The 25323-nt window shown below is 41.0% G+C and carries 26 protein-coding genes and 1 tRNA gene; 12 read left to right on the top strand and 15 right to left on the bottom strand.

The genetic code is table 11. The annotated features are described in order from the left end of the window. Positions 1-517 precede the first annotated feature (517 nt). The 6 genes from ABJK37_RS15135 (at position 518) to ABJK37_RS15110 (ending at position 4256) form a co-directional block, all read left to right on the top strand. On the top strand, positions 518-823 hold the full coding sequence (locus tag ABJK37_RS15135; protein ID WP_348355608.1) for a transcriptional regulator: 306 nt from the start codon (positions 518-520) through the stop codon (positions 821-823). After that, on the top strand, positions 820-2100 hold the full coding sequence (locus tag ABJK37_RS15130; RefSeq protein ID WP_348355605.1) for a type II toxin-antitoxin system HipA family toxin: 1281 nt from the start codon (positions 820-822) through the stop codon (positions 2098-2100). The genes ABJK37_RS15135 and ABJK37_RS15130 overlap by 4 nt, the downstream gene beginning before the upstream one ends. A gap of 257 nt (positions 2101-2357) precedes the next feature. Further along, positions 2358-2687, top strand: a complete 330-nt coding sequence (locus tag ABJK37_RS15125) for a type II toxin-antitoxin system PrlF family antitoxin (RefSeq protein ID WP_348355602.1) — start codon at positions 2358-2360, stop codon at positions 2685-2687. 20 nt (positions 2688-2707) lie between these two features. After that, positions 2708-3163 carry a type II toxin-antitoxin system YhaV family toxin gene (locus ABJK37_RS15120; protein ID WP_348356093.1) on the top strand — a complete coding sequence of 152 codons (456 nt, stop codon included), beginning with the start codon at positions 2708-2710 and terminating at the stop codon, positions 3161-3163. A gap of 191 nt (positions 3164-3354) precedes the next feature. Further along, positions 3355-3672, top strand: a complete 318-nt coding sequence (locus tag ABJK37_RS15115; protein ID WP_348355599.1) for a hypothetical protein — start codon at positions 3355-3357, stop codon at positions 3670-3672. A 164-nt stretch (positions 3673-3836) separates the two neighbouring features. After that, positions 3837-4256 (top strand): ribosome recycling factor family protein, encoded by a 420-nt coding sequence (locus ABJK37_RS15110; RefSeq protein WP_348355596.1) that lies wholly within the window; start codon positions 3837-3839, stop codon positions 4254-4256. A gap of 224 nt (positions 4257-4480) precedes the next feature. Here ABJK37_RS15110 and ABJK37_RS15105 read toward each other — a convergent pair whose 3' ends face one another. The 5 genes from ABJK37_RS15105 to ABJK37_RS15085 form a co-directional block, all read right to left on the bottom strand. Further along, a complete protein-coding gene (locus tag ABJK37_RS15105; protein ID WP_348355593.1) occupies positions 4481-4795 on the bottom strand; it encodes a type II toxin-antitoxin system MqsA family antitoxin in 315 nt (104 codons plus the stop codon). After that, positions 4782-5114 (bottom strand): type II toxin-antitoxin system RelE/ParE family toxin, encoded by a 333-nt coding sequence (locus tag ABJK37_RS15100; RefSeq protein WP_348355590.1) that lies wholly within the window; start codon positions 5112-5114, stop codon positions 4782-4784. The genes ABJK37_RS15105 and ABJK37_RS15100 overlap by 14 nt, the downstream gene beginning before the upstream one ends. A 604-nt stretch (positions 5115-5718) precedes the next feature. Further along, entirely contained in the window at positions 5719-7476 is a 1758-nt protein-coding gene (locus ABJK37_RS15095) for a DUF262 domain-containing HNH endonuclease family protein (protein ID WP_348355587.1), read from the bottom strand. A gap of 1049 nt (positions 7477-8525) precedes the next feature. Further along, entirely contained in the window at positions 8526-8810 is a 285-nt protein-coding gene (gene nadS / locus ABJK37_RS15090) for a NadS family protein (RefSeq protein ID WP_007616327.1), read from the bottom strand. Next, on the bottom strand, positions 8807-9130 hold the full coding sequence (locus ABJK37_RS15085; protein WP_348356091.1) for a type II toxin-antitoxin system RelE/ParE family toxin: 324 nt from the start codon (positions 9128-9130) through the stop codon (positions 8807-8809). The genes nadS and ABJK37_RS15085 overlap by 4 nt, the downstream gene beginning before the upstream one ends. Positions 9131-9675: 545 nt before the next feature. On the opposite strand from ABJK37_RS15085, the gene ABJK37_RS15080 reads away from it, so the two are divergent. Continuing rightward, positions 9676-10836: a Fic family protein gene (locus ABJK37_RS15080; RefSeq protein WP_348355584.1), complete on the top strand. Its 1161-nt coding sequence runs from the start codon at positions 9676-9678 to the stop codon at positions 10834-10836. A gap of 268 nt (positions 10837-11104) precedes the next feature. On the opposite strand, the gene ABJK37_RS15075 is transcribed toward ABJK37_RS15080, so the two are convergent. The 5 genes from ABJK37_RS15075 to fabB form a co-directional block, all read right to left on the bottom strand. Next, complete coding sequence (locus ABJK37_RS15075) at positions 11105-11413, bottom strand: CcdB family protein (protein ID WP_348355581.1); 309 nt, start codon at positions 11411-11413, stop codon at positions 11105-11107. 6 nt (positions 11414-11419) lie between these two features. Next, a complete protein-coding gene (locus ABJK37_RS15070; RefSeq protein ID WP_348355578.1) occupies positions 11420-11644 on the bottom strand; it encodes a type II toxin-antitoxin system CcdA family antitoxin in 225 nt (74 codons plus the stop codon). A gap of 394 nt (positions 11645-12038) precedes the next feature. Then, positions 12039-13055: a hypothetical protein gene (locus ABJK37_RS15065; protein WP_348355575.1), complete on the bottom strand. Its 1017-nt coding sequence runs from the start codon at positions 13053-13055 to the stop codon at positions 12039-12041. A gap of 659 nt (positions 13056-13714) precedes the next feature. Continuing rightward, a tRNA-Met gene (locus ABJK37_RS15060) sits at positions 13715-13791 on the bottom strand. Between the two features lie 189 nt (positions 13792-13980). Beyond that, a complete protein-coding gene (gene fabB / locus ABJK37_RS15055) occupies positions 13981-15195 on the bottom strand; it encodes a beta-ketoacyl-ACP synthase I (RefSeq protein WP_348355572.1) in 1215 nt (404 codons plus the stop codon). Between the two features lie 189 nt (positions 15196-15384). On the opposite strand from fabB, the gene mnmC reads away from it, so the two are divergent. Continuing rightward, positions 15385-17376, top strand: a complete 1992-nt coding sequence (gene mnmC, locus ABJK37_RS15050; protein ID WP_348356089.1) for a bifunctional tRNA (5-methylaminomethyl-2-thiouridine)(34)-methyltransferase MnmD/FAD-dependent 5-carboxymethylaminomethyl-2-thiouridine(34) oxidoreductase MnmC — start codon at positions 15385-15387, stop codon at positions 17374-17376. A 257-nt stretch (positions 17377-17633) separates the two neighbouring features. On the opposite strand, the gene ABJK37_RS15045 is transcribed toward mnmC, so the two are convergent. The 4 genes from ABJK37_RS15045 to ABJK37_RS15030 all read right to left on the bottom strand — a co-directional run bounded on the left by ABJK37_RS15045 (position 17634) and on the right by ABJK37_RS15030 (position 19980). Then, positions 17634-17822, bottom strand: a complete 189-nt coding sequence (locus tag ABJK37_RS15045) for a hypothetical protein (RefSeq protein WP_348355569.1) — start codon at positions 17820-17822, stop codon at positions 17634-17636. 118 nt (positions 17823-17940) lie between these two features. Continuing rightward, positions 17941-18234, bottom strand: a complete 294-nt coding sequence (locus ABJK37_RS15040) for a YfcL family protein (protein ID WP_348355566.1) — start codon at positions 18232-18234, stop codon at positions 17941-17943. Next, a complete protein-coding gene (locus tag ABJK37_RS15035) occupies positions 18231-19397 on the bottom strand; it encodes an NAD(+)/NADH kinase (protein ID WP_348355563.1) in 1167 nt (388 codons plus the stop codon). The genes ABJK37_RS15040 and ABJK37_RS15035 overlap by 4 nt, the downstream gene beginning before the upstream one ends. Beyond that, positions 19384-19980: an elongation factor P hydroxylase gene (locus tag ABJK37_RS15030; RefSeq protein ID WP_348355560.1), complete on the bottom strand. Its 597-nt coding sequence runs from the start codon at positions 19978-19980 to the stop codon at positions 19384-19386. The genes ABJK37_RS15035 and ABJK37_RS15030 overlap by 14 nt, the downstream gene beginning before the upstream one ends. A 267-nt stretch (positions 19981-20247) precedes the next feature. Between ABJK37_RS15030 and ABJK37_RS15025 the strand changes: the two genes are divergently transcribed. The 4 genes from ABJK37_RS15025 (at position 20248) to ABJK37_RS15010 (ending at position 24196) form a co-directional block, all read left to right on the top strand. Continuing rightward, positions 20248-20943: a hypothetical protein gene (locus ABJK37_RS15025; RefSeq protein WP_348355557.1), complete on the top strand. Its 696-nt coding sequence runs from the start codon at positions 20248-20250 to the stop codon at positions 20941-20943. A gap of 6 nt (positions 20944-20949) precedes the next feature. Then, entirely contained in the window at positions 20950-21393 is a 444-nt protein-coding gene (locus ABJK37_RS15020) for a thioesterase family protein (protein WP_348355554.1), read from the top strand. A gap of 6 nt (positions 21394-21399) precedes the next feature. Then, the gene (locus ABJK37_RS15015; RefSeq protein WP_348355551.1) at positions 21400-22581 is read left to right on the top strand and encodes a retropepsin-like aspartic protease; all 1182 of its coding nucleotides are present in this window, start codon (positions 21400-21402) and stop codon (positions 22579-22581) included. Positions 22582-23020: 439 nt separating this feature from the next. Continuing rightward, on the top strand, positions 23021-24196 hold the full coding sequence (locus ABJK37_RS15010; protein WP_348355548.1) for a hydroxymethylglutaryl-CoA reductase: 1176 nt from the start codon (positions 23021-23023) through the stop codon (positions 24194-24196). 158 nt (positions 24197-24354) lie between these two features. Here ABJK37_RS15010 and ABJK37_RS15005 read toward each other — a convergent pair whose 3' ends face one another. Beyond that, positions 24355-25212: a PA4780 family RIO1-like protein kinase gene (locus ABJK37_RS15005; protein ID WP_348355545.1), complete on the bottom strand. Its 858-nt coding sequence runs from the start codon at positions 25210-25212 to the stop codon at positions 24355-24357. Positions 25213-25323: the final 111 nt, after the last annotated feature.

Here is a 25323-nt window from a genome sequence, read left to right as displayed (position 1 = left end):
GATTAACAGCTATTCACAGAGTGACACAGAGGTAAAGCCAGTTAAAAGCAGTAAACAGATTGAACTAAAAACAAAAGATAAATTGTCACAGCCTATACAATATTATCACCCCTATTGTATTTCCCAAACGTCATTCCGGTAGTCTTTTAAGCCGGAATCCATTTCTTTTTTCTAACCTAATTATCATGCCTGTCCTGTTTATTGCTGTTTATTGCCTTAACATTGCTCTGCTGCAAGGAACCATAAACTTAAACGTTTGCTAAAAAGCGATCCGACTTTTATCGCACTGTTGACAACGGCTGACTTATGGGTGACCCCGATAGTGTTTAGGGACTCAAATCATCGCCTTGGCTAACACGCAAACCAAACCTAAAAGTAGGATATTAATCCAATTATATTTAGCAAATTGGGAATATAGTCCCATTCTTCCACCTGTTAGAGTTGATTGAGTTTCAGAGTTGGACTATATTCCTATTAATGTTGAAATAATGGGAATATAGTCCCTTTGGTTGGTGATATGGCTAAGCGTGATTTACACAGTATATTGTTTCCAAAGCAGCGCAAAATCCTGACTCATTTCGGTGAGGACTTGCTGTTGGCGATGAAACGACGTGGTTTTACAAAAAAGCTGCTGTGTGAGCGCACAGGCTTTGATCATAAAACCGTGAACAAAGTCTTCGCAGGTGATCCGGGGGTTGCCATAGGCACTTACGTAAAGGTTATGGCCGTCCTTGGCATGGAGAGTAATTTTGCAGAAATGGCCGCTCATGATGAAGTTGGTATCAAACTGCAAAATATAAAATTGCTGGAAGGTTCAAGATGAGCCGTGAAATCATCGAAGTCTATGCCGACTGGCAGCCAATTGAAGCGCCTTTGCTAATAGGGCAGCTTACTTACAGCGACTCAAGTCGAGGTGGCGTGTTTAGTTTTGCCTACGATAAAGCATTTTTAACCTCAGCCTATCGCTTGCAAATTGATCCAATCCTGACGCTTCACTCCGGTGAACTATACAACGATGAAGCCGATAAAAACTTCCGTGCTTTTCTTGATTCATCGCCTGATAGATGGGGACGTATTCTAATGCAACGACGTGCGGCTATTGAAGCTCGCAAGGGGATTCGAGCAACAAGTCGATTAAACGAGTTGGATTACCTGTTGGGCGTACATGACTCTTACCGGATGGGTGGTATTCGATTTAAGCGAGCAGGCTCGGATGCTTTAATAGGTTCTCCTTTTTTAGACAATAATGTCGAATTTGCTGCGCCGCCAATGGCCTCTCTGCGAGAGTTAGAGCACGCTGCAATGCAGATTGAAAAAGACGATAACATCGACAGTGACGAGTATTATCGCTGGTTAAAGATGCTTATTTCTCCAGGCTCATCATTAGGTGGTGCAAGGCCCAAGGCTTGTGTGACAGATGAACAAGGTCACTTGTGGATTGCCAAGTTTCCCAATCTAAATGATACCCATGACGTGGGGGCGTGGGAGATGGTCTGTTATGAATTGGCTTTGGCGGCAGGTGTTGACATGTTTCCAAGTGAGATTAGGCAGTTTTCCTCTGGGCATCATACCTTTTTAACAAAACGGTTTGACCGCGACGGCGATCAACGGCTGCATTTTTCATCGGCCATGACACAGCTTCGGTATTTTGCAGACGAAAAGTATGATGGTGAACAATCTCAAGGTGCAAGCTACTTAGAGATTGCTGAATTTATTTCCAATTCTGGTGCACCAACCGGAGCTGATTTAGCACAGTTATGGCGACGTATCGTGTTTAATATTGCGGTGTCCAACACGGATGATCACCTGCGTAACCATGGGTTTTTATTAACAAAGAATGGTTGGAAGTTATCACCAGCTTATGATTTAAACCCGATAGTGGGTAAGCATGGCCTACATCTGAACATTACCGATGCAGACAACGCTTTAGATTACCAGTTAGCCTTTGACGTAAAAGACTTCTTTCGACTTTCGCAAACCCAAGCCACGCAAATTTACGATGAAGTATTAATGGCGGTGAAGCAATGGCAAACCGTTGCTAAGCGCCTAGGGATAAGGCGAGCCGAGCTAGCCATGAAACAATCGGCGTTTAACGTTTAATGGGTCAGTGAACCTATATTTTTGTTTTTCAGAATTGTTATCGTGGCTGTTCTGTTTATTGCTTCATGTAGGAAAATAGCGGTGAAAAGAAAAAATTATCTCCTTGTCATTTGCCCCAAGAACAAGCCATTTTTAGCTGAAACTTTAAAGGCGGGGAAAGCAGTGGCGGAGCCATCAGGACAGGCAATGCATTTGCATTACCTGTTCATTCATACTAAAATCAAAACTCTTAATAGAAGTAAAAGATAGAGGTTGTTATGGCTCAAGTTGCTTTAGAAACTGAATCAACACTCACAGACCGTTTTCAAACTACAGTGCCTAGTTCTGTTCGTCAGGCGTTACACTTAGGAAAGAAAGACAAAATAAAATATGCAATTCAGTCTGATGGCAGCGTTGTTATCTCGCGTGCAGCAGCACAACAAAACGATCCGATTATTGGTGAATTTTTAGCATTTATAGCGCGTGATATGCAGTCTAATCCTGGAAAGGTTGAACCGTTATCAGCAAGTATGCGCGAAAGTGTCGATGCATTGGTTCAAGGTGTTGATATAGATTTAGATGCTCCGTTATTGGATGAGGACGAGTAAGTTTGCAAAAAACGATACCAATGGTGGTAAATGGTTGGACACTTTACACTCATCCATTGTTTAAAGAGCAATATTTGAGTCTTAAAACACAAGTTGAGGCTCTACGTAAAAATGACCCTAAAGGTTACATAAAAAAAAATGCCACTAAACGATTAGCCGCTATTCAAAGGTTAATCTTCGAATTAATACCACACGATCCTACCCGTTCTGAATTTCGTCAAGGAAGTACATTAGGTTATGCAAACAAGCATTGGTTTAGGGCAAAGTTCTTCCAACAATACCGTTTGTTTTTCCGCTACCACTTAGATTCGAAAGTGATCGTTTATGCTTGGGTAAATGACGATAAAAATAAACGAGCTTATGGTAGTAAGACCGATGCTTACAAAGTATTCGAAAAGATGTTGAAGTCTGGTACTCCACCTGAAAAATGGGACGATCTTTTAAAAGTAGTCAAGGACAAAACACTCTCCCCATAAGCACAGCGCTCGCTTTTCCGCAAGGAAGTCCTGTGGATCGTATTTCAGATAACTTTGTATTCAGGCGGGAACTAAGGCGACTGATAACGCGTAAGTCTGAGCTAGTTTTAAATAGAGGTTTATGCCATGACGGGCAGCCGAGCTTGATGTAGAGTAAAAAGAATTATCATGACTGTCTTGTTAATTTGGTAGTGAATGTAAAGGGCAAAATTCTAGAATTCCCCAACTACACAGATACCAGTATAATCGAGCAAGCGATTAGACAGGCTAAATGGGCAACAACTTGGTTAAGTGAAGCCACAGGAGAGAGAATAGTAGTATGCCCTGCTGTGACTATCCCAGGTTGGTTCGTTAAAACAGTTTCAAAACCATTAATCCCCGTTGTAGCAACTAAAATTCTCAGTACACAAGTGCCCAAGCTAATTGGTCAACGACTAAGCCTAGAGCAAATTAAACGTGTAGCCCATCAAGTAAAGCAAAAGACTTTGCGTTCAGATAATTTAATTTAGGTTTACTTTTTAGGTGAGGATTATGCACTAACGAGTACCCGAATTATCATGCCTGTCCTGATAATTTTGTTTAATCGCAAAAATAAGAAACAAGTGGGGAAATACCCTACTTAATGATTTAATAGGCAATCATAAAGTCTTATTAAACTTACGCACTCACAGTCATGAATGAAGATATTATCATTGCGCTTCCTTCTCTCATTCATCGGATCGGAGGCGAGACCGCTAAACAAGCTAAAGCAATTGCATTACAGTATGAATGCGAATTAAAACGAGTACGTCGCTCAAGAAATTGGAGTATAACGGGCGATGCAATAAAGATTCAAACTTACGCAGTGCAGCTAAAAGCACAGCAAATGATTTCACATAAGTTAAATAAACAAGGTGATGGTGAGTTTCATTACCTTATCAAGAAAATTGAAACTGCTTTATTGGGACATGCTGATAAATTAGAAACCTTAGAAGCAAAGTTGATTCGATTAATCACGCAAACCCCAAGTATTACGTTATCAAAATTGGTATCACTTACCCATTGCACTGAGGCAGAGGCAAGAGCTGCTCGCTTTGAGGCTGAAAACTGGTAATGATATACCTAAGTGATAACAGTGTTACGACAAATCGCTTCATTAACCATATTTACTAATTTGGGTATATTGAAATTATTGAGATACCCATCGTGATTTAATATTAATTACGATGGCAGTCTTTGTAATTTATACGTTTCAAAGAACCTGCCCCGCAGGTTTCTAGATGATTATTTTGATCACAATTAGTGCGAAACTCTTGTTAACGTCCTAATTACTCAGAACTACAAGGCCGCGATATGCGATAAAGTTTCAGGGTGAGATTGTACTAATTTCAACAATGTTACCGCTTGGCCATTGGGAGCACTGCGCCCTTGCTCCCAGTTTTCTAATGTGCGCACTGATGTGTGCAGGTAATTAGCAAATACGCCACGAGACATATTAAATTTTTCACGGATAGACAAAATTTCATTTGGTGAAATTACCAGTTCATCAGCAACCTTCACCTCGTGGCTTTTTAAGGTTAACTTCCCTTCACTATGTTCTTTTGCCTCATTAAGAGAAGTTGCTAGCTCTGCAAATAAATCACGTTTGCTCATGTTTCCACACCTCCATAAAGTCTTTTAGTTGTTTCTTTTGAGCGCTGGTTAAATCTGACATTTCATTTTTGGCATATATGGTAAGTAAATAGAAACGATTGTATTGGTCAAAATGGTAATAAATCACACGTGCACCGCCACGCTTACCCTTCCCATTTGCCGCAACTCGAATTTTTCGTAAGCCACCAGCACCTTGTATTACATCGCCTTTGTTTGGCTCTGCTAACAACCCACATTGAAATAATTGATAATCATCGTCAGATAGATACTCACCACGAAGCTTTTCAAAAATACTCGATTCGACAAATATTGATTTCATTAACCTAATATACGTAAATTGCGTATAGATGACAAATTATCTTTGGCTTACCAAAGCGAATAATCATGCCTGTCCTATTAATTGAGTCCTATTAATTGGTTATCGAGCGGCACTTTTTGCTTACTTTATGCTGCTGCAGGCAAAAAGTAAGTCGTACAGCAAGGATGCTGTGTGAACAAAGCCATGGAGGGCGGTAAGCGCTAGCGCATGTTTTACTCTTTATAAAAAATTAAAATCACGCTTCGCGCCATCGTCGTGATGTTTTTTCACTAGAATCCTTTCTAGCCAGATACTCTTTTTTCAACAGCAAAAAATAGAGTATCCAGAAAAATGCCGCCACTACAAAAGTTCTTAACCGCAAAAAATGGCTTATTCTTGGGTCGTTACGAATGTATCCCTTCAAGCTCCACTCAAATGGCGTCCCGCGCGGCGTCCGCTTGCCATTTGCCCCAAGAAAAAGCCATTTTTAGCTGAAACTTTAAATGCGGAAAAGCAGTGGCGGAGCCACCAGAGCGGGTATCGGCAGAGCCGATTCTAATACTTACTTAAGATGACTTTCCTCGTAATTAATTATCTAAAGAAGTCTTTTAAACTGAGCATAATGTTACAACGAATTAATTTTCCATATTCCTTTGGCTTGTTTAGCGAGATACTGTTGCCTAGACTCAATAGTCTCCGGAGTCCATTCATCATATTTTTCAACAAGACTTTTTGTAAGACTAACATTACTTTTTTCTAGTACTAATTTTTTCTCAGAGTAACCCATATTGCCAATAGTTTTATTAATAGACCTTTCGAGAATAACCATATTGGCGAGACGATAAACACATTGAGAATGCTTAACATCGTTGAAAGCATCCCAATCACTTTTCGGCTTTTGAGGTAAAATATGCTCAATATTATATTTATTTGTCGTTAAATCTATAGAATCCATAGATACACTCTCACTCAAACGTTTGAGAATATATTGCACAACTTTCTGATTGCGAGAATTAGTTGTCTTAAGTTGTTTAGCTGCAAATGCTCCAGTAAATTGAACATCATCAGGATAAATATCTCCTAGTGCTTCAACAATGTCTTGCCCAGTTGAGAGTTCCTTATTTTCAATTTTTATAGCAACAGAACTATATAAACCTTCTTGATCTTGCGGAGGAAGACTACAAATAACATTGTATCTGAAAGATATTACTGATATTGCTTCAAGAATAAAGGTAAAGGTTGAGCGCTCACAGTCATAAAAACCTCTATATGCTGACATAAGCATAGCCATTGGTTGCTTAACACCGAACATGCTAAGTTGGCTTAGCGCTTCTTTTTCTTTAAAATTCCAGATATTACTATTCGGATCTCTTAAATTTGCATAAATCTCAGAGTTGATCTCTAAGTCTCTAACTAGTTCAAATGCTTTCTCTTTAGATATTATTGACTTTTGAATTGTTTTGAATAAATCTTTTTTACGTACTAAGCGATTTTTACTATTCCAAAAAATACGTAAGAGCTCTGGGAAGCTTTCACTACTTAATAAACCAGTAATATATTCCCATGACGATTCTAAATCATCTAGAACTGAGTCGTGAGGATCGTCACTACTCAGTACTGAAAACAAATAGTTTTTAAGGAGGTCCGTTGAAGAAAGTTTTACACCCCGCGCATTTAAAGTTTCAAACACTTTAAATGCATTTAGTTCATCAGTTACAGTAATAACCGTAAAAAATAATTTGTCGACTAAAGAATCTATAAATCCAGTAATCTCACGCCCTGCGTTTTCATCAAAACCAAATTTCGATTCAATCCTATTACCGTACCAAGCATAAGCTTTCCTTAACATGTGCTCTGAAGCTTTTAAATTTCTTGCTGGAATATGTTCAGAGTTAACTGCTATATACGTTTGATAGAACCTATCGTTATGTTTGTTTAACGTTAACTTGGATCTCGATTTAAGTGTAATTGGATCTATGTAGCCTATGTAGCTTTCACGAAGGACTTTTGCCCTTTGCGTGTTATCTTCAGAATCAATATTCTTCGAAATGAGAATACGTAGGTGATTCAGAGCCGCTAACACGATAATACTCACTGTGGTTATACGTTGCTGCCCATCAATCACAGAACTAAACTTCTTATTATCCGAATCTTGAAGCACTAGATATCCCATGTAGTGCTCATTCTCTGCATCTTCTTCACCACTATACATAGCCATTATATCAAACCATAACTCTTCCCAATTTTCTTCTGACCAAGAATAATCGCGCTGAAAAGGAGGGATACTATATGTAACGTTGTGGCCGACAAGCTGGCGAAAATTTTCATTAGCAGTACTAAGATTCATCTTTAAAAATAATATTCCGTTTTTTAGTAAATGCATATTATCAGCTAGTTTTCATATCCCCAAGAACTGGTTGTAAATCTGCGGAATCAGCTGTTTTAAGAATACTTGATTCGTTACTGCTGATATCTAGAAAGGACCAGCTAGGTCAGGATTGATGAAATTAAACGGGCGCAGAGTCAATATAATGATTAGAACCAGTAAAATAAAAGGAAAATAAAAGGGGTCGTAGTCAATTTAATTAAATAATACGGCTCTGACACTTAGACAATTCCTTTACCCTATTAAACGCAAGGTGTACTCACTCCAAATTACTTGCCATACATATTCATATCCATCGAACTAAACCAGTGTTTTGGTGTTTTTATACCTGTGAGCGCAGCTCATGCCTTGGCGGCAAAGCGGTCGCCGCGCGGCCGCTGCTTTTGACTTACCCTCGACTCATAACTCGCCATTTTTCTACTCATTATTGTAGGGCAATCGCCATGCGGACGCCGCGCGGGACAGGCGATTGAGATTGGGACTAGATGTAAACCCTTTAAGTTAGTCAATCACACGTCCTGATGATATTCACCCAAGCTCGACGTCCTTGCCGAGCTGCTCAACTGGACGAAGCAGTGCTTCTAAAAACTCCAGTTTCCCCCTGCAAAAATGAGTAGAAAAGTGGATGAAGAGTTTTGCCCTCGAGCGGCTTCTTTTTGGTTACTTTATTCTTAGCTGCAGACTAAATTTAAGGGATAAATTTAGAACTTACGAAGTACGGCCCGAAGGGGGAATTACATGGATGTAATTCATAACAAAAAGTGACTGGCTTGAAGGGATTCAAGTCAAAAACCATCAGGACGATGGCGCGCAGCGTGCTTTTTTAGTTTCCAGAAAATATGTATAGCTGTAGGTAAAAAGTAAGTTGAACCCAAGAGACTGGGTTTAAGAAACGCAATGCGGACGCCGCGCGGGATTGCGGTAAGCGCAGCGCATGCTTTGGCGGCAAAGCCGTGAATCTCGAAAACCATAATGACGATGCCGCGAAGTGTGCTTTTAAATTTCCCAAAAATAGAAATTACTGTAACAACGCGACATCAATGCATCTAATGATTTGCTAATTCTTGGTACATAGCCGGATTGTCTTTGATTGTAGCCAGAACTTTGGCAGCAAGGCCGGTAGGATTTCGGCGTTTTTTCTCCCAACTTTTGATAGTGTCGACGCTAGTGCCTAATACTGCCGCAAACTCTACTTGAGAAACGTTAAGTTGGGCACGAATAGCCTTAACATCAGCAATCTCATAAGATGTCACACGAGAGGCTTTTTTGTTTCCTTGCTCAACTGCCACCGCTTCTTCAAGAGAGGCTTTCAAATCATTAAAAATGCTCATTTACTTTCCCCTTTCAACAATTTCACAAGTTTTTTCAACTCAGCTTTTTCCCCCCTACTTAAGGTATCTTTGACATTTTTAGGATAGGCCAAAATCAAGTGTATCTTTTCAACATGAGCTAAAAAATAGATCACACGAACACTCCCGCTTTTGCCTTGATTACCTACAGCCATTCGTACCTTTCGTAGACCACCAGTATCTTTAATCAAATCACCTTTTTCTGGCTGTGAAATAAGCTCCACTTGAAGGTTTTTTAGTTCATCATCCGTAGCAATGTCTTTGATCTGCTTAGTAAAGATAGAAGTTTCAACAAAATCAATTGCATAACTCAATAGGTTTCCTCCTATCCTGAATCGACAAACGCATAGTGTACACTGTACACTACGTATAAAAAGCATACAACTGATAAGTCTTCAACCTTCGGGCTCTGCCTCGTTGAAAACTCGAAATCATATGGGGTATTGAATCAGCATATTTAAGCGATAATTCCTTTACCCGATTAAACGCAAGGTGTATTAACTCCACATCACTTGCCATAAATATTCATATCCATCGAACGTAAACAGTTTTTTTTAATCTTTTTATTAAGCAATTTGGACTACTATTTTTACCCTAAATAGCAAGTAATTATTTTTAGAGCGTTTTTATACCTGTGAGCGCAGCTCATGCTTTGACGGCACAGCCGTTACTCTCAGTCACGAAAACCATCAGGCGCGAAGCACGTACCTTGTATACAAAGTACAATTAACACCTAGTATTTGAGCCGATTAAGCCTTATTATTCGGCTCATGTTATGAGCCGAATAGAGAGCAGTATTCGGCTCATTCTTAAAAAAATTAAAAAGCTGACACATAAAGGTTGATGTATGTATATCTGGCAATACCCAAATTGGACAGAATTTACCTATCAAGATCCTGCCGTAATGCCTTTGTTGCAGCAGGTATTAGCCAATCAGCAGCAATTGATAGGTCAAGCGGCCCAGTTGCCTGATGATCTTGATAGGCAGGCACAAATTGATGCGTTGATCGAAAATGCCATCAAAACATCTGAAATTGAGGGAGAGTTACTCAATGTGGGGTCGGTACGCTCTTCTGTCGCACGGCATTTGGGCCTTGAGCATGTCGCTTTTACCGCTGGTCAAAAAGTGCAGCCTACCGAGCAAACGGATAGTTTAGTGAGTCTGTTAACCCGTGTCACATCAACCTTAGACCAACCACTATCGGTAGATGAATTATGCCAATGGCAGAGTGCTTTATTTCCGAACGTCCCGCTTGTGCGTCAAATAAAAATAGGCGAATTACGTGATGATGCGCCTATGCAAGTGGTGTCACAAAGTGCTGGCCGAGAAACAGTGCATTTTGAAGCGCCGCCAAGAGCAGATTTAGACCGGCAACTTAACGCTTTTACCACGTGGTTTAACGTCAACTCACAACAAAGTGAGCATTGTGAAGGCATTTTACGAGCGGCTTTGGCTCATTTATGGTTTATTACCCTGCATCCTTTTGAAGATGGTAATGGCCGTGTCGCTCGCGCTCTAACAGATCGCGCTTTAGCCCAAAGCGAAAATACTAGCATTCGTTTTTATTCACTCAGTAGTGCTATTGAGCAAAACCGTAAGGGTTACTATCAAATACTTGAAGCGATCCAAAGCGTCAAAACCAGTAGCCAAAAGAAAAACGAGCAAATAAATGATGTCACAGATTGGCTGGTGTGGTTTCTAACGGTATTGAATCAAGCACTAGAGCAAGGTCTTAATCGTATTGGGCGAGTGGTCAATAAAGCGCGCTTTTGGCAACGACACAGTCAAACGGTGTTAACAGAACGCCAGGTTAAAGTGTTAAATCGTTTATTGGACTCTCAAGGTGAAGAATTTGAGTTAGGTATCAACGCACGTAAATATCAAAGTATCGCAGCAGTCAGTAAAGCTACCGCTACTCGTGACTTAGCCGACCTAGTCAATAAACAATGCCTTGAACCATTAGCTGGCGGTGGCCGTTCAACCCGTTACGCGATTAAGCGTTGTTGATCTTTAGTAAGTTTTTATAGGGACAGGCATAAGGAACCTGCGGGTTCGCTGAAAACTGGAAATCAGGTGAGGAATAGAATAACCATATTTAAGCGACAATTCCTTTACCCTATTAAACGCAAGGTATACTCACTTCAAATCACTTGCCATAAATATTCGTATCCATCGAACTAAACCAGTGTTTTGGTGTTTTTATACCTGTGCGCGCAGCTCATGCCTAGGCGGCAAAGCGGTCGCCGCGCGGCCACTGCTTGTACTCAGCGTAATTCTAGATCCCCATTAACAACGCATCATAAGCATTTACAATACCATCCCGTGAATCGATAGCATTACAAACAAGCTCACTCAATCTGTTATTTTCAATGGTTGCTATAACATTCATACAAAGATGAAAGTCAGTATTATCTATGGATATAGGCACACTAACTTTATCAAAAGCAACAGTTGCATCGCTAGTAACAAAACACACCACTCTAGTCGATAAACCATCTAACAATTCACTTTGCAGACAGCATACGTAGGGGTATAACGCACGCCCTTTGGCAATGGGGTTGAGATATACATCGAACTGTTTCATATCTGATTAAATGGCCATATCTTCATCATCAAAGGGTAAGCCGTTACTAGCAACATGTTGGTTGTAACGCTCTATTTTACTTTTGTTAATCTCTTGCCATTTTTTAGCAATATCTGCTCGCAATGTTCGTTCAAGGGTCTGGCTCATATTAATACCGAGCTTTTTAGCATCATCAGATAATGATTTCGAAATGTACAAATTTACTCTGGATTTATCTTGCGTAGTTTGCATTGGCCGTCCTCATACTTACGCTTTATACACATCAAACTATACACACAAACTCTAACAATGAAAAATTTCAATGCAGAGTTTTTAACGGGGCAGCCGAAATAGTGAATCAGTACCTGTGACTCAGGTTCGCTGAAAACAGAAACCAGCTGCAGAATTGAATCTCCATATTTAAGCGACAATTTCTTTACCCTATTAAACGCAAGGTGTACTCACTCCAAATCACTTGCCATAAATATTCATATCCATCGAACGTAAACAGTTGTTTTTAGTGTTTTTATTGAACAATCGAGACTTCTATTTTTATCAAAACAAGCAAAGTAAATACTTTCCCCCGGTTTTTAATCCCTTTGAGCGCAGCTCATGCCTAGGCTAAATAACCAATCACCAAAGGTTACTACCCCATCTCTTTCAACTGCTGTTCTTCCAATTGTTCTAGCAAATTAATATTCTTAGGTAACAAGGCTTGGCGTTTCTCGTTTTCTACCGTGCGCCTTTGTGCTTCTTCAAATATGGCTTCTTTTTGTTGTTGCAATGCCTTAATTAATTGCTGTTTTTGTTTGCCACTGAGGTCGGGGTTGTTTTCAATTTTTTGGATTTTTTCTTCGATTTCCTGCAGTTTTTCGCGGTCAATACCCATACGTGCGTCGAGCAAAAGTTGCATCATATTGGAATAGATGGTGTTGCTTTCGTTAGCAGTAGGCTGGTTGTCGTCATTAACCTTGTCTGTGGTATTAACTGTGTTATTGGCCTTGGTTTGCGCGCTTGGCAGCAGCGAGGCTGAAGTGTGATTGAGGGCCGATTCGAAACGTTCGTAAAAACCTTTCAGCATGAGATTTTGGTCGGTCCATCCTTCTAGGTTGACTCTAAATTCAAGATTACTTCTTAAATTAGTAAACAAATCATCTATGCCTTTTTGGCTCCACTGCTGCTCGGGGCTCAGTGCTTGTTTGGGTTGCCCCCCTTCGATGTTGATCCCAAAAACGGCAATATGCATTCGCAATTCAAGCATCATTTTGTCTGATTCACTCATGTCAGCCGTGGCATTTTCCCAAGCGGCTTTAACATAAGCGGGGGCGTTAACTGGAGGAAAAATAAGATTTCTTGCAGCGCCAACTTCAACAATACCATCGTTATTTAGGTCAACCTTATCTGAGTTGTCGGGTTGACTTAATAGGTTCATGGCACCTTCTTCAGACAAACTCGACACATTAATAGGCGCGGCTAATGAATTGGCTTTTTGTACTAATGCGAGTTCATTTGCTGTCATGGCTTGCAAGGTGTCTTTTGCTGAACTTTGAGTATTTTGCGCTTGGTTTAGGATGTCAGAGAATTGCTGGATCTCGTCGTTGTTGAGTTGCCTAAGACTGAGTAAATTAAGTGACTTCTCGCTAAATTGAATGCTGTTGATCATCTTTTATCCTCAAAAAAACTGATGGCATTTTATTGCCGCTTTACGTTACGCCACGGAAAAAAACCGCCCAAAGCGCTAGAAAGCCAAATAGAGTCTTCGCCATTGTCACTGCTCTCACAATGCTACCTTGCTGCTTAGTTCACTAATAAACAAAGGGCATTAAACAACTATTTGCGTAAAGCAGAGACGTTAATGTCGTCCCATTAGGGCAATTTTCAAGCCATATTTGATAAAGAGCGAGCCATAAAAATATTGAAGAATCAGTTAATTGCGGCTACAGAATGTAAGCCTATGGCCTAGCGTGGATATAAAGTGCGAGCCCGAGGCGAATAATCTTTGAGGAATTAAAATAAAATGATAAATCGGAGATTGGTTGCGGGAGCAGAATTTGAATCTACGACCTTGCGTGTTTAATAAGAGGAGCCCGAGGGCGAATATTTTTTGACTATATGAAGAATCGGTTGGTTGCGGGAGCAGGATTTGAACCTACGACCTTGCGTGCTTAATAAGAGGAGCCCAAGGGCGAATATTTTTTGACTATATGAAGAATCGGTTGGTTGCGGGAGCAGGATTTGAACCTACGACCTTGCGTGGATATAAAGTGCGAGCCGGAGGCGAATAATCTTTGAGGAATTAAAATAAAATGATAAATCGGAGATTGGTTGCGGGAGCAGGATTTGAACCTACGACCTTCGGGTTATGAGCCCGACGAGCTACCAGACTGCTCCATCCCGCGTCCGATTCGAGCCGCAAGATAGCGACAATATCGCCAGTACGCAAGCTAAGTTTGCGAAAATGCATCTGACTGCTCATAAAACCAGCGCCACTGTTTTATATTTGTTCAACTAATCAAAAATGCCGCTCATTTTACTGAGCGGCATTTTTATAAAACAGCGGTTTCGTCAATACAAAAAAGAGTAAATAGTTACCCTTGATATTTCTGCATCACCAAAGTGGCGTTAGTGCCACCAAAACCAAAACTGTTTGACATGACTGTAGTTAATTTACTGTCACGAGTTTCAGTCACTACGTCCATGCCTTCGGCTTGTTCGTCTAGGTTTTCTATATTAATGGATGGAGCAATGAAATCATTTTCCATCATTAATATACTGTAAATCGCTTCGTTAACCCCTGCCGCTCCAAGTGCGTGACCTGTCATCGCTTTAGTGGCACTAAGTGGTGGTGTTGTATCACCAAACACTTCACGTATCGCCCACAACTCCTTCACATCACCCACTGGGGTAGAGGTGCCATGAGTATTAATGTAGTCGATAGGTTGCTCTAGTCCTTGCATGGCTTGTTGCATACAACGCACCGCGCCTTCACCAGAGGGAGCAACCATATCGGCACCATCTGACGTCGCACCATAACCCACAATTTCAGCATAAATTTTAGCGCCGCGAGCTAAAGCATGTTCCAACTCTTCGACAACCACCATTCCGCCGCCGCCAGCACCAACAAATCCATCACGCGCTGTATCATAGGTGCGAGAAGCTTTGGTTGGATCGTCGTTGAACTTAGTAGACATGGCTCCCATGGCATCAAACTCAGCTGACAATGTATAGTGCAACTCTTCACCACCACCAGCAAAAATAATGTCTTGTTTGCCTAATTGAATTTGTTCTAACGCGTTACCAATACAGTGAGCGCTGGTTGAACAGGCTGAACTAATCGAATAATTCACCCCTTTAATTTTAAACGGAGTCGCAAGACAAGCTGATACAGTGCTGCCCATGCATCGAGTCACCATGTATGGCCCAATACGTTTTACGCCTTTCTCGCGCAAAATATCGATGGCTTCTACTTGGTTTTTAGACGACGCACCGCCAGAACCCGCAATAATGCCTGTTCTTAAGTTAGAGACCATATCTTCGGTTAAGCCCGAATCTGCAATAGCTTGCTCCATAGCAATATACGCATATCCTGCAGCTTCGCCCATAAAGCGTATTATTTTACGATCGATATGATCCTTGATGTCTAAATCGACTTTTCCCCAAACTTGGCTGCGCATGCCCGCTTGCTCAAATTCTTCAGAAAAAGTAATACCCGAACGACCTTCTCTTAGAGAGGTTGTGACTTCATCTTTATTGTTTCCAATACTGGATACTATACCTAGCCCAGTAATTACCGCTCTTCTCATGTTTAACCCTTCAGGAAAATTTTTCCACATTCTAATGAAATTACTCAGTTAACTGGTCTGCTTTCAGCGTACACGTGTTAGCTTAAATATAAATTCTTATGCTTGCAAATTATAACTGGGATTATTGTAAAAAAGCACATGTATAATACACAAAGCGATTTACCAGTGATAAAAAAGAGTTTACCTGATTTGACTATTACCAATGCAAACATTCGTTTCAATGAAAATGGCACCCCATACGCCACTGAATTTGAAGATCTATACTTTTCTGATGCACAAGGTATCGACGAAACCACCCATGTGTTTGTTAAAAACAATCAATTATTAGAACGCTGGCAAACCCACTCAGACAAACTATTTACTATCGCAGAAACAGGCTTTGGTACCGGTTTGAATGTGTTAGTGACTATAATGTACTTCGAAAAGTTTTGTGAACAAGTCGGTACCTCAGCATTTAGATTACATTTTATTTCTATTGAAAAATTTCCTATTAGTCACGCAGACCTGTCTAAAGCCTTAGCACTCTACCCACAATTGCAGCACTATGCCGAATCTTTACTTAAGCAATACCCGATACCTATAGCAGGATGCCATCGTTTAAGCTTTCTCGGAGGCAAGGTAACCTTGGATTTATGGTTAGGGGATGTACACCACGTGCTACCGAAAATTGAAAATAAACCTCAAGGTTTAGTGGATAGCTGGTATTTAGATGGATTTGCTCCTAGCAAAAATCCAGAAATGTGGACTCAAGAGCTATTCGAAAATATGGCTTTGTTAGCCAAAGACCAATGCCACTTTGCAACGTTTACCGCTGCAGGTCATGTTAAACGCGGCTTAAGAGAAGCAGGTTTTAGCGTCGAAAAACGACCCGGTCATGGACGTAAACGCGATATGTTAGCCGGTTCCATTGAAAAACCTGTCACAAACCTAAGTCGTCTCCCGTATTTTGCTAGAGTGCCTGCGACCATCAACACCTCTTCAAAGATTGCGATTATTGGTGGTGGCTTAGCAGGGGCAAACTGTGCCTATGCGCTGAGTAAACGTGGGCTGTCATCTACGGTTTACTGTAAAGAGGATAATTTGGCACAGGGCGCGTCTGGTAATGCTCAAGGCGGTTTTTACCCTTTATTAAATGCCGACGCTGGGCACTCAAGTCAAATTCAAGCCTTAGCTTTTAATTTTGCTAACACCCTATATAAACAATTGATAAGCCAAGGCTTCCACTTTAAGCATCAATGGTGCGGAACATTGCAGCTCGGTTTTAATGATAAGGTAGTGAGTCGCTATCGTAAGTTAATCGATAATAAAACTTGGCCAGAAGCACTGCTAAGTTGGGTTGATGCGCCACAAGCATCGCAGTTAGCTAACCTGCAGTTACCCTATCCGGGTTTACACTTCCCTCAAGGAGGATGGATCAATCTACCAGAATTGGTAGCCCAACTAACGAAAGCAGCTGATGCTACAGTGGTATGTAATAAACAGTTAAACTCGCTAACCCGTATCGATGAAACCTGGCAACTGAGTTGGCAAGATGGAAGCCAAGAATATGCGGATATGGTGATTATGGCCACTGGCAGCGATAGCGCCGATTGCCAACAAATGTCGCAGTTGCCTTTTCGTTTGATTAGGGGCCAAGTCGAAGCCATAAATAGCCAAAACGAACTAGCCGAGTTAGCCACAGTGCTGTGTCATAAAGGGTATTTAACGCCCGCGTATCAAGGTACTCATGCGCTGGGCTCTACTTATGTAAAGGAAGATAAAAACTGCGACTATCGCTTATCTGAGCAACAGATTAATCTAGAGTTACATCAAAAAGCACTATCAAAATGTGACTGGATACACAACATTGAACCTACCACTAATGGCCGAGCCTCTATAAGATGCAGCACTCCCGATCACTTACCCATGGTAGGTGCAATCCCAGATATCAACGCTCAAACCGAGCAATATCAACACTTGTATAAAGCTTTACCGGCCCATAAGTACCCACAGCCAATTAATCATCAGAACTTATTTATGCTATGTGGATTAGGCTCAAGAGGATTAACTACCGCGCCCCTTTGTGCCGAAATGTTAGTGAGTCATATATTGGACCAACCCCTACCCTTATCAAACCACTTATTAGATGCCCTAAACCCTAATCGGTTTTTAGTTAGGGGGCTTATCCGCCGCCAAGGATGATCACAAAGATGATCACAAAGATGATCTTCAGTAGATTAAGCTTTCAGTATTTACACTTAAATGTGGTTTTTAATCTGAGGTGTTGGTTTGTAGCAGCAATGAAAACAAACTTGCTAAAAGCATCGGCACATTAAATGGCTATAAGGTGCGGCATAATTAAGGAGAGCTAAGGAGAACAAAACAAACTGAAGACAATACTGTGGTATAACTTTATTATAAGCAAAACAGCGGGTACTTAACGTTAGATAACGCTTGTTCTAAACTTTCTGCAAACTATCGATAAGCGGGTAACATTCTCTAAGGGGCATTCCCGTCACAAGATTGACATCGTATTGACGCACGTGAATTTTAAATCCATCAACATGCATAAACACTCCAAACTCGTCTTTTGCATCGACTTTGAAAAGCTCGTTGCCGTGTTTGACTAAAATGCTAGCAATATTCACGTATCAAGCTCCTATTTTAATGACACTAAGGTTTCTCCAGTATCCAAAATAGTAGTATTTTTTCTGTTCGTTTTAAATTATACCTTAGTCTAATTACCCTTAATTTGGCCTAATTCGCTTAATCTGCAAGTAGTATTTGCCATAGTTTTAACACTTGACTCTGATCACTTTTGTCTAATTCGTTGTTATCAAAAGCCGCATCTAGACTGGTTTCCATTAATTCATTCAATTGCGTCACTTGTGTCATTTTTCTCACTTGGCTTTGCCCAGCGGCAACAGCAAAATGCCCCTGTAAATAACTCGCGATGAATAATTCTTGATCGCTGCCATTTTCAACTACTTGATCTAAGTACTTTTCGGTTTTTTTGATGAATAGTGTTAGTTCATTGGGTGATTGTTTAGCTAATGTCAAACTGGTTCCTTAAAATGTAAATTGTCTATCGGGTATAACACTTGATCATGGTAGCCGGTAATAATGTTAATTAACCCCGACATTTGTTGGTCCAAAGCCAAATCACCAGAATCAACGATCAGTGCACGTCCAGACAAATTATCTATTTTGCTTTTTGTCGCGACTAATAATATGTTTTCTTTCCCAAGATTTTTAAGAAAACTCGGGCTTAATTGCTGATTACCTCTGCCTATAATATGCCCTTGCCCGCCAATTATCGTCAGCACCAACTTGTAGCTTTGGTCGGCGGTCAGATTCAATAACTCCTCGGCAGTTACATCACTCGCAATCAGTTGCTGATTTTTAATTAAATCAACACCTAACAAGGTATTTTCGATACCCATCTCTTGCATAATAAAATCAACAGTTGAACCCGATCCCATTACAAATAGGTGTTGTGGGTGGTCCTCTATGATTTCAATTATATGTGCTGCAATGTCGGCCAGAACAAGTTCGTCTGACTCTTTTCCCCCCATTTTCACCGCTTGTATATATCTCAATTCAGTAGGCACCTGCATTTCACCAAATTGTTGAGCATTCACCTTGCCTTGCCTAAATAGAGCTTCGTCAATGTCCATGACTTGTGCATCACTGACACTGACAATTTCACCCATTACCACTTGTTTTAGCACTCGTCCCGCAGCCCCAGGGGTAACTGCATAAACCGCTGAGTGAATTTTACAGCCAGCAGGTACACCTAACACAGGAACTGAATTGCCAATCACATGACATACATTCCGAGCAGTCCCATCGCCACCCGCAAATAATATAAGATCCACTTGCTCATCAAGCAGTGCTTGAGCGGTTGCTTCTGTGTCTTGGCTTTCCGTTTGAATATTTGCAGGCTGATATACCAAACTGTAACTCAACCCCAACTCTCGAGCTAAGGTTTCCCCCATGTCACCCGATGCAACATATAAGGTTACTTGTTCTTTTATAGACACAATATGTTCAAGCGCTAATCGCGCCTTATCTAATGCTTTTTTCTCGGCCCCCATGGCTAGCGCCTTTTCTCGGATTTCGGCTCCGTCACTACCTTTCAATGCTAAGGCGCCACCAATTCCAGCAAAGGGATTCACTAACAAGCCTAACTTAAACACTCTACTCGATTTAAACTGACTCATCAGCAAAGGTCCTTGGATCTAATTCACGGGTTTGATAGAAGTGCCGCAAAACATTTATAAACTCAGCGGCACGAGGGGGGAATCCAAGTTCCAAATAGCGCAAAACCTGTTGTTTCACAGCCTCTTGAAATCCCTGAATATTCACTGGTGCGCCGTTTAAATTATCGGTACTCACTCTGAATGATTTGCCAGCTGCACATGAAAATGCCCACTCGATAGCTTGGGGTTTGACCTCAACTTTTTCGAATTCAGCTTGTTGTGTTGCATCTCGACCATCAGGGTTATACCAATACCCGTAGTCTTCTAATAACCGCCTCTTTTTACCCGCAATACACCAGTGAGCAATTTCATGGAGCGCGCTAGCAAAGTAGCCATGAGCAAACACGATCTGATGATTCTGATGCGTGTCGTTGGCTGGAATGTAGATAGGCTCATGCGCTCCCTTCACTAAAACTGTATTTTCAGTTTTGCTAAACGTTGCGTTGAACAAGTCAATCAGATCTTGATAGTTGTGCGCAATACTCTGCGCCAAAGGCAGCGATGAAAATGATTGCTCGGGTGTTTGGGTTACGGATTCATTCATAGTGGGGCGCATTTTATACGCAAAACTACTTCAGATGCAGCTTTAGTCGAAAATTACAGTAATATTTTGCGTAATAACTATTACCTATTGTTTTCGCTCATAAATTACGCCAAGCTATGAAAAGATAATGCCTACTAATCTAGGTGTGAGTCTTTTGTTACTAAGGTTTCTATTTTACCTACTAATGTAAATATCGCAGCTTAAAAATGGAAACACTAACCCTGGATGGACGGATGCCATAGTATAGTGGCACACTAAGCTAAAAATATGAGCGACAGCACCAAACAAATTATTCGCCATTTACATGGCATAAGTACGATGCAAGAAATTGCAGAAAAAGCTGGGTTAATGCCAAACATCAGAGCGGTACAAGCTTGGCAATGCAAACGCCTATTAACCAGTCATCAACACATGTACCAACAGAAACGTTTTAAACCAGCTGTTGAGTTTTTTATTAATGAACTCTACGGACCCAATGATTTTAGTCAACGTGACCAAGACATCGCCCGAATCATTCCTAAAATGTCGAGATTTCTACCTGAAAGTGCTTTGCAGTCTTTAGCTTCAGCATTACACCTGAATACGTTATCTTTCGAGTTGGACTTTGACCTCGCCAAAGAATTAGTCGGTACTGAGGTTAATCGTGATACTTATGCTACAGCCTATGTAAACTGCAACAATCACGCAACCAGACAACAGCAAATTGATTATATCCGCACCCTAGGAACCGATTTGGCTGACGTGGTAAAAATGAAAGGCATTTCCAGTTTATTATTTATCTCTCGCAAACCGGCAAAAGTGGCAGGAGTATTAGCGCTACATGAATTTCTTGAGAAAGGCTTTAAATCTTTTAAAAACATTGGCAATGTAAACGACTTTATTACTCCCGTGATAAACAAAGAACACCAGATCATGCAGCAATTAATTAACCCCAACCTACCGAATCCATTACCCGATGTGTAATTATTGATGTCTTGGCTACTTCCGAATCCATATTTATGCCAATGGCAAGTCTTGCCACAGCAAATAGATCATTATCAACACGCCAATAACGTTGCCTATGTCAGTCAGTTGGAAGTCACTTCTTGGAAACACTCCAATCATTTGGGGTTAACCATCGAACAATATAAAGACTTAGATAGAGGACTGGCTATTAGTCGCCACGAAATCAATTATTTAGCTGCTGCACATATGAATGATCTGATCGATTGCGCCACTTGGATAATTGAGTGTGACAAAAGACTTAAATTAACACGACAATTTCAATTTATTCGCCGTAGCGACCAACTTACCTTATTGACGGCCCGAACCGAGTTTGTATGTATAGCCTTGTCTTCGGGCAAACCTAAACGAATGCCAAAAGAGTTTTCCGAAGTATATGGCGCTAACGTCCAGCCTGTTATTAATGATTGAAACTATATGAACAAATGGGTCGTTTTATTACTGTTATTGCTGGGTGTTTCTGTCACCTTAAACGTGTATTTATTGTCTGATACTTCCGCTCCTATTGATGTTAATACTCCAAAAACTAAACATTTCACAACACAACCAGAGCGAATATCCGAACTACAACAAAATCCTGCACTTAATCCTACTTTTAATGAACTAAAAGTTGCATCACGAGAACAATTTCCAGAAACAAACAATCAAGCACGACAACAAGAACAAAGCCCTGCAAAGCGCCTCGAGTTATTAGCACAAGCGAATCTGTGGCTCAAAAATGAGAACTTTCTGCAACTTGTGGCATTTTTACGAGATTATTTAAAACACTATCCCCAAGACATGGACTTCTTATTGATAGAAGCCAAAGTGAATGTTGAAACCACCTTATTAAGTGATGCCATCGCTCATTATTACGATTTATTAAGGAAGCCGATGACCGCTGCTCAGCGCAATGAAATTACAGATCAAATTCAACAATTAACCACTGGCACCATCGAACAGTTAACTCGTAATTACTCTTGGGATATTTTAGCGATGTTTGTGGAGCCACTTTTACAACTAGAGCCAGATAATAGGTTATATATTCTAAGCCTTGCAAAAGCTTACGCTGAACTTTATCAAGAAAGCTTAATGGAAAACGCGCTTGCCTCCTTGGACTTTGATGACCAAGACGCTCAAAAAGTCAGACAAATCATAGCGGTACATCAAGCCTCACAAACCGAAAACACCCAAGTAAACGAAACCAATAACCTCGACTCAAATAAACTAGAAACAAACTTAGGGCACCCCATCCCACTGCAACAATTTGGTGACCAATATGTGGTCAACGCACAACTAAGCGGCAATCACGTGGCGTTGTTGATTGATACTGGGGCATCAATTACCGCCATATCTAAGCAATATTTTGATAATTTAAGCAATAGATATAAGGTTAATTATTTGGGCAGATTCACCATTGCCACTGCGGCTGGAAGCATAATGGCAAGAATTTACCAATTTCGAGAATTAACTATCAACCATGCAACTGTGGAAAACCTACCTGTTGTGGTGCTACCACTGCAAAGCATTGAAAATGCCGATGGGCTATTAGGCATGAACTTTCTAAGGGAATTTGACTTCAAGATTGACCAACAGCAATCCGTGATGTTTATCAAATAATAGCGCCCCCATTGCTATTACCATTTTGGTTTTTAGTTGAGACATCTTCCATATTTACTTTCAAAACTATCGTTTAATACACATATTGGACTCTCATTTTGGTTAAAAATTTTCCTCTTATTTTGTCATTTTAGTTTAATATGGCTAACTCATAATTTATACCAAGCGACTAGTAATATAAATTGAGATTGGTCCTATGCTAGTGCAAGGAGGATATATTTTGGTGCAGTTATTTACACACATGCTAGCTATCAGTGCAGAAAAAAAGCCTAAAAAATATGGGCTTACAGCTTGGCCTCACTCCTGCATATAGTCACATGCCTTACATACGCAAACACGCTTTTTTGTTTGCTTGTCAGTCTAGATTTAATACTGACAAACAAATATAAGGAGCTTAAGCTGTATGAAGGAAGCGTTATTTAATTAAGGAAATAAAACAATGAGTGATCCTACCCGTATTCCCCGTAACACAATGAATGATCATAGCCATGAATGGGCCGAAAAAAGGAGACAGTTTTTAACAGAAAAAACTGGCGCAACGTTAGATAACACTGGGCACTATTCAGTCGACCCAGGCCAATTACCCGGCAATGTTGAGAATTTTATCGGTGTCGTCCAGTTACCAGTGGGCATAGCTGGTCCGATTCAAATAAATGGCGAACATGCTAATGGATTGTTTTATGTACCTCTAGCAACAACAGAAGGCACCTTGGTCGCTAGTTATAGCCGAGGAATGCGCGTTATAAATGAATGTGGCGGTGTAAAAACCACAGTAGTAGAACAATTTATGCAAAGGGCACCGGCATTTATTTTTGCTGACGCGCGTGAGGCACGAGAATTTGGTCACTGGGTGACCGAACATTTCCACGAAATCAAAGCCGCCGCAGAAGTCACTACTAGCATAGGTCAATTGGAACATATTCAGCAGTGGTCAGTCTCGAAAACCAAGTACCTAAGGTTTAACTATACAACCGGAGACGCCGCCGGACAAAACATGGTCGGCAAGGCCACCTTGGCTGCCTGCGAGTGGATTACTGCTAACTATCCTCATGAATGCGAATATTTGCTGTCGGGCAATATGGATACCGACAAAAAGCACTCTCATTTGAACGTGTTACATTCCCGAGGCAAACGAGTGATCGCCGAGGTGGTGCTCAAAAAATCCGTTCTTAAAAAAATAATGAAGGTAGATACCAAAACACTCGCAAGGGCTACGGTTTTAGCAAATACCGGGGCCATGATGGCTGGTGCTGCGTACAATGGCCCACATTCTGCCAATGGCATCGCATCCCTGTTTATTGCCACTGGCCAAGACGAAGCTAACGTAGTGGAATCACATGCGGGATTGTTAGCCCACGAACTATTAGACAATGGCGACATTTATATGTCGGTCACCCTGCCCTCTTTAATAGTCGCAACTTATGGCGGTGGAACCGGACTTCCGACACAAAAGGAATGCCTTGAATTGTTAGGTTGTTATGGTCAAGGCAAGGCTAACAAACTAGCCGAAATTGTAGCGGCAACGGTCTTAGCGGGTGATATATCATTAGGTTGTGCCGTAATCGGCGGCCATTGGGTCAGTAGTCACGATAAACTGGGTCGTAACCGCGACTAATATTAAACAGTACTTTCATCACATAATTGCCTCTACATCCAACTGACTTTAACTTAAAAGTTAAGGTCAGTTTAACGAGAATGATAACAGGTGATAATTGACCATCGTTAACGAGTGTAATACCAATCACTGCGCTGATTAGTCAGTAAAGTTTAGTATCAGAGCGGTTCGTTGGCTTCTTTGACTCTTTCTTGGCGAGCTTGCTCTTCAGCGAAAGCGGCTTTGATTTCTTCCAATACCGAGTCTACGTCTGCATCTTCTTCAGGCTGTAAATATTGTCCGGTTAATTCAGTATCAACGGTTAATTCGCCGGCCTCAAATAAAGCCCACATTTCTTCAGCATAAAAGGTTTTTGTTAATTCGGGGGCGTATTGGCCGTAATACTCATTCATGTTTCTAACGTCTCGCTGTAGCATGCTAAAGGCGTTATTGTTTGCAGCGGCATCGACTACTTGGGGTAAATCAATAATGACAGGGCCGTAGTCATCTACCAATACATTGAATTCTGACAAATCGCCATGTACGAGTCCCGCACACAACATTCGCATCACATACAGCATCACTAAGGCATGATCTTCAATGGCTTGCTCGGCAGACATGGATACATCATTAAGCCTGGGGGCGACTTCCCCCTCGTCGTCTGTCACTAACTCCATTAGTAACACCCCTTCGTAACAACCGTAAGGTTCTGGCACTCTTACTCCAGCTTTAGCTAACTTAAACAGTGCGTCGACTTCGGTATTTTGCCACGCATCTTCTTGTTGCTTTCGGCCAAACTTAGAGCCCTTTTCCATGGCTCGGGCACGGCGAGTATTACGTACCTTGCGGCCTTCTTGATATTGCGCAGCCTTTTTGAAACTGCGTTTCATCGCCTCTTTATAGACTTTTGCGCAACGGATTTCAGACCCGCATTGCACCGCATAAACTGTGGCTTCTTTACCGCTCATAAGCTGATAAAGTACTTCGTCTATCAAACCATCTTCTACAAGTGGTTGTAATCTTTTTGGTATTTTCATTAAAACCTAAAGCCAACAGAATCAGTTGTTGGTTGAATTATCACGTCGTTCAAATCATCAAAATTTGAACCCCTTAAAATACAAATAGTATGATATCAAGTTTACTCAGCA

The sequence above is a fragment of the Paraglaciecola sp. genome (assembly GCF_039964565.1).
GTDB lineage: Bacteria > Pseudomonadota > Gammaproteobacteria > Enterobacterales > Alteromonadaceae > Paraglaciecola.
The sequence above is the reverse complement of the archived record's forward strand: the minus strand, read 5'-3'. Positions and strand labels throughout refer to the sequence as shown.

What these genes read in the sequence shown, in the direction of transcription:
- ABJK37_RS15135 (WP_348355608.1), top strand. Translation starts at nt 518, where the DNA reads ATGGCTAAGCGTGATTTACACAGTATATTGTTTCCAAAGCAGCGCAAA.
- ABJK37_RS15130 (WP_348355605.1), top strand. Translation starts at nt 820, where the DNA reads ATGAGCCGTGAAATCATCGAAGTCTATGCCGACTGGCAGCCAATTGAA.
- ABJK37_RS15125 (WP_348355602.1), top strand. Translation starts at nt 2,358, where the DNA reads ATGGCTCAAGTTGCTTTAGAAACTGAATCAACACTCACAGACCGTTTT.
- ABJK37_RS15120 (WP_348356093.1), top strand. Translation starts at nt 2,708, where the DNA reads ATGGTGGTAAATGGTTGGACACTTTACACTCATCCATTGTTTAAAGAG.
- ABJK37_RS15110 (WP_348355596.1), top strand. Translation starts at nt 3,837, where the DNA reads ATGAATGAAGATATTATCATTGCGCTTCCTTCTCTCATTCATCGGATC.
- ABJK37_RS15105 (WP_348355593.1), bottom strand. Translation starts at nt 4,795, where the DNA reads ATGAGCAAACGTGATTTATTTGCAGAGCTAGCAACTTCTCTTAATGAG.
- ABJK37_RS15100 (WP_348355590.1), bottom strand. Translation starts at nt 5,114, where the DNA reads ATGAAATCAATATTTGTCGAATCGAGTATTTTTGAAAAGCTTCGTGGT.
- ABJK37_RS15095 (WP_348355587.1), bottom strand. Translation starts at nt 7,476, where the DNA reads ATGCATTTACTAAAAAACGGAATATTATTTTTAAAGATGAATCTTAGT.
- nadS (WP_007616327.1), bottom strand. Translation starts at nt 8,810, where the DNA reads ATGAGCATTTTTAATGATTTGAAAGCCTCTCTTGAAGAAGCGGTGGCA.
- ABJK37_RS15080 (WP_348355584.1), top strand. Translation starts at nt 9,676, where the DNA reads ATGTATATCTGGCAATACCCAAATTGGACAGAATTTACCTATCAAGAT.
- ABJK37_RS15075 (WP_348355581.1), bottom strand. Translation starts at nt 11,413, where the DNA reads ATGAAACAGTTCGATGTATATCTCAACCCCATTGCCAAAGGGCGTGCG.
- ABJK37_RS15070 (WP_348355578.1), bottom strand. Translation starts at nt 11,644, where the DNA reads ATGCAAACTACGCAAGATAAATCCAGAGTAAATTTGTACATTTCGAAA.
- ABJK37_RS15065 (WP_348355575.1), bottom strand. Translation starts at nt 13,055, where the DNA reads ATGATCAACAGCATTCAATTTAGCGAGAAGTCACTTAATTTACTCAGT.
- fabB (WP_348355572.1), bottom strand. Translation starts at nt 15,195, where the DNA reads ATGAGAAGAGCGGTAATTACTGGGCTAGGTATAGTATCCAGTATTGGA.
- ABJK37_RS15035 (WP_348355563.1), bottom strand. Translation starts at nt 19,397, where the DNA reads ATGAGTCAGTTTAAATCGAGTAGAGTGTTTAAGTTAGGCTTGTTAGTG.
- ABJK37_RS15030 (WP_348355560.1), bottom strand. Translation starts at nt 19,980, where the DNA reads ATGAATGAATCCGTAACCCAAACACCCGAGCAATCATTTTCATCGCTG.
- ABJK37_RS15025 (WP_348355557.1), top strand. Translation starts at nt 20,248, where the DNA reads ATGAGCGACAGCACCAAACAAATTATTCGCCATTTACATGGCATAAGT.
- ABJK37_RS15020 (WP_348355554.1), top strand. Translation starts at nt 20,950, where the DNA reads ATGTCTTGGCTACTTCCGAATCCATATTTATGCCAATGGCAAGTCTTG.
- ABJK37_RS15015 (WP_348355551.1), top strand. Translation starts at nt 21,400, where the DNA reads ATGAACAAATGGGTCGTTTTATTACTGTTATTGCTGGGTGTTTCTGTC.
- ABJK37_RS15010 (WP_348355548.1), top strand. Translation starts at nt 23,021, where the DNA reads ATGAGTGATCCTACCCGTATTCCCCGTAACACAATGAATGATCATAGC.
- ABJK37_RS15005 (WP_348355545.1), bottom strand. Translation starts at nt 25,212, where the DNA reads ATGAAAATACCAAAAAGATTACAACCACTTGTAGAAGATGGTTTGATA.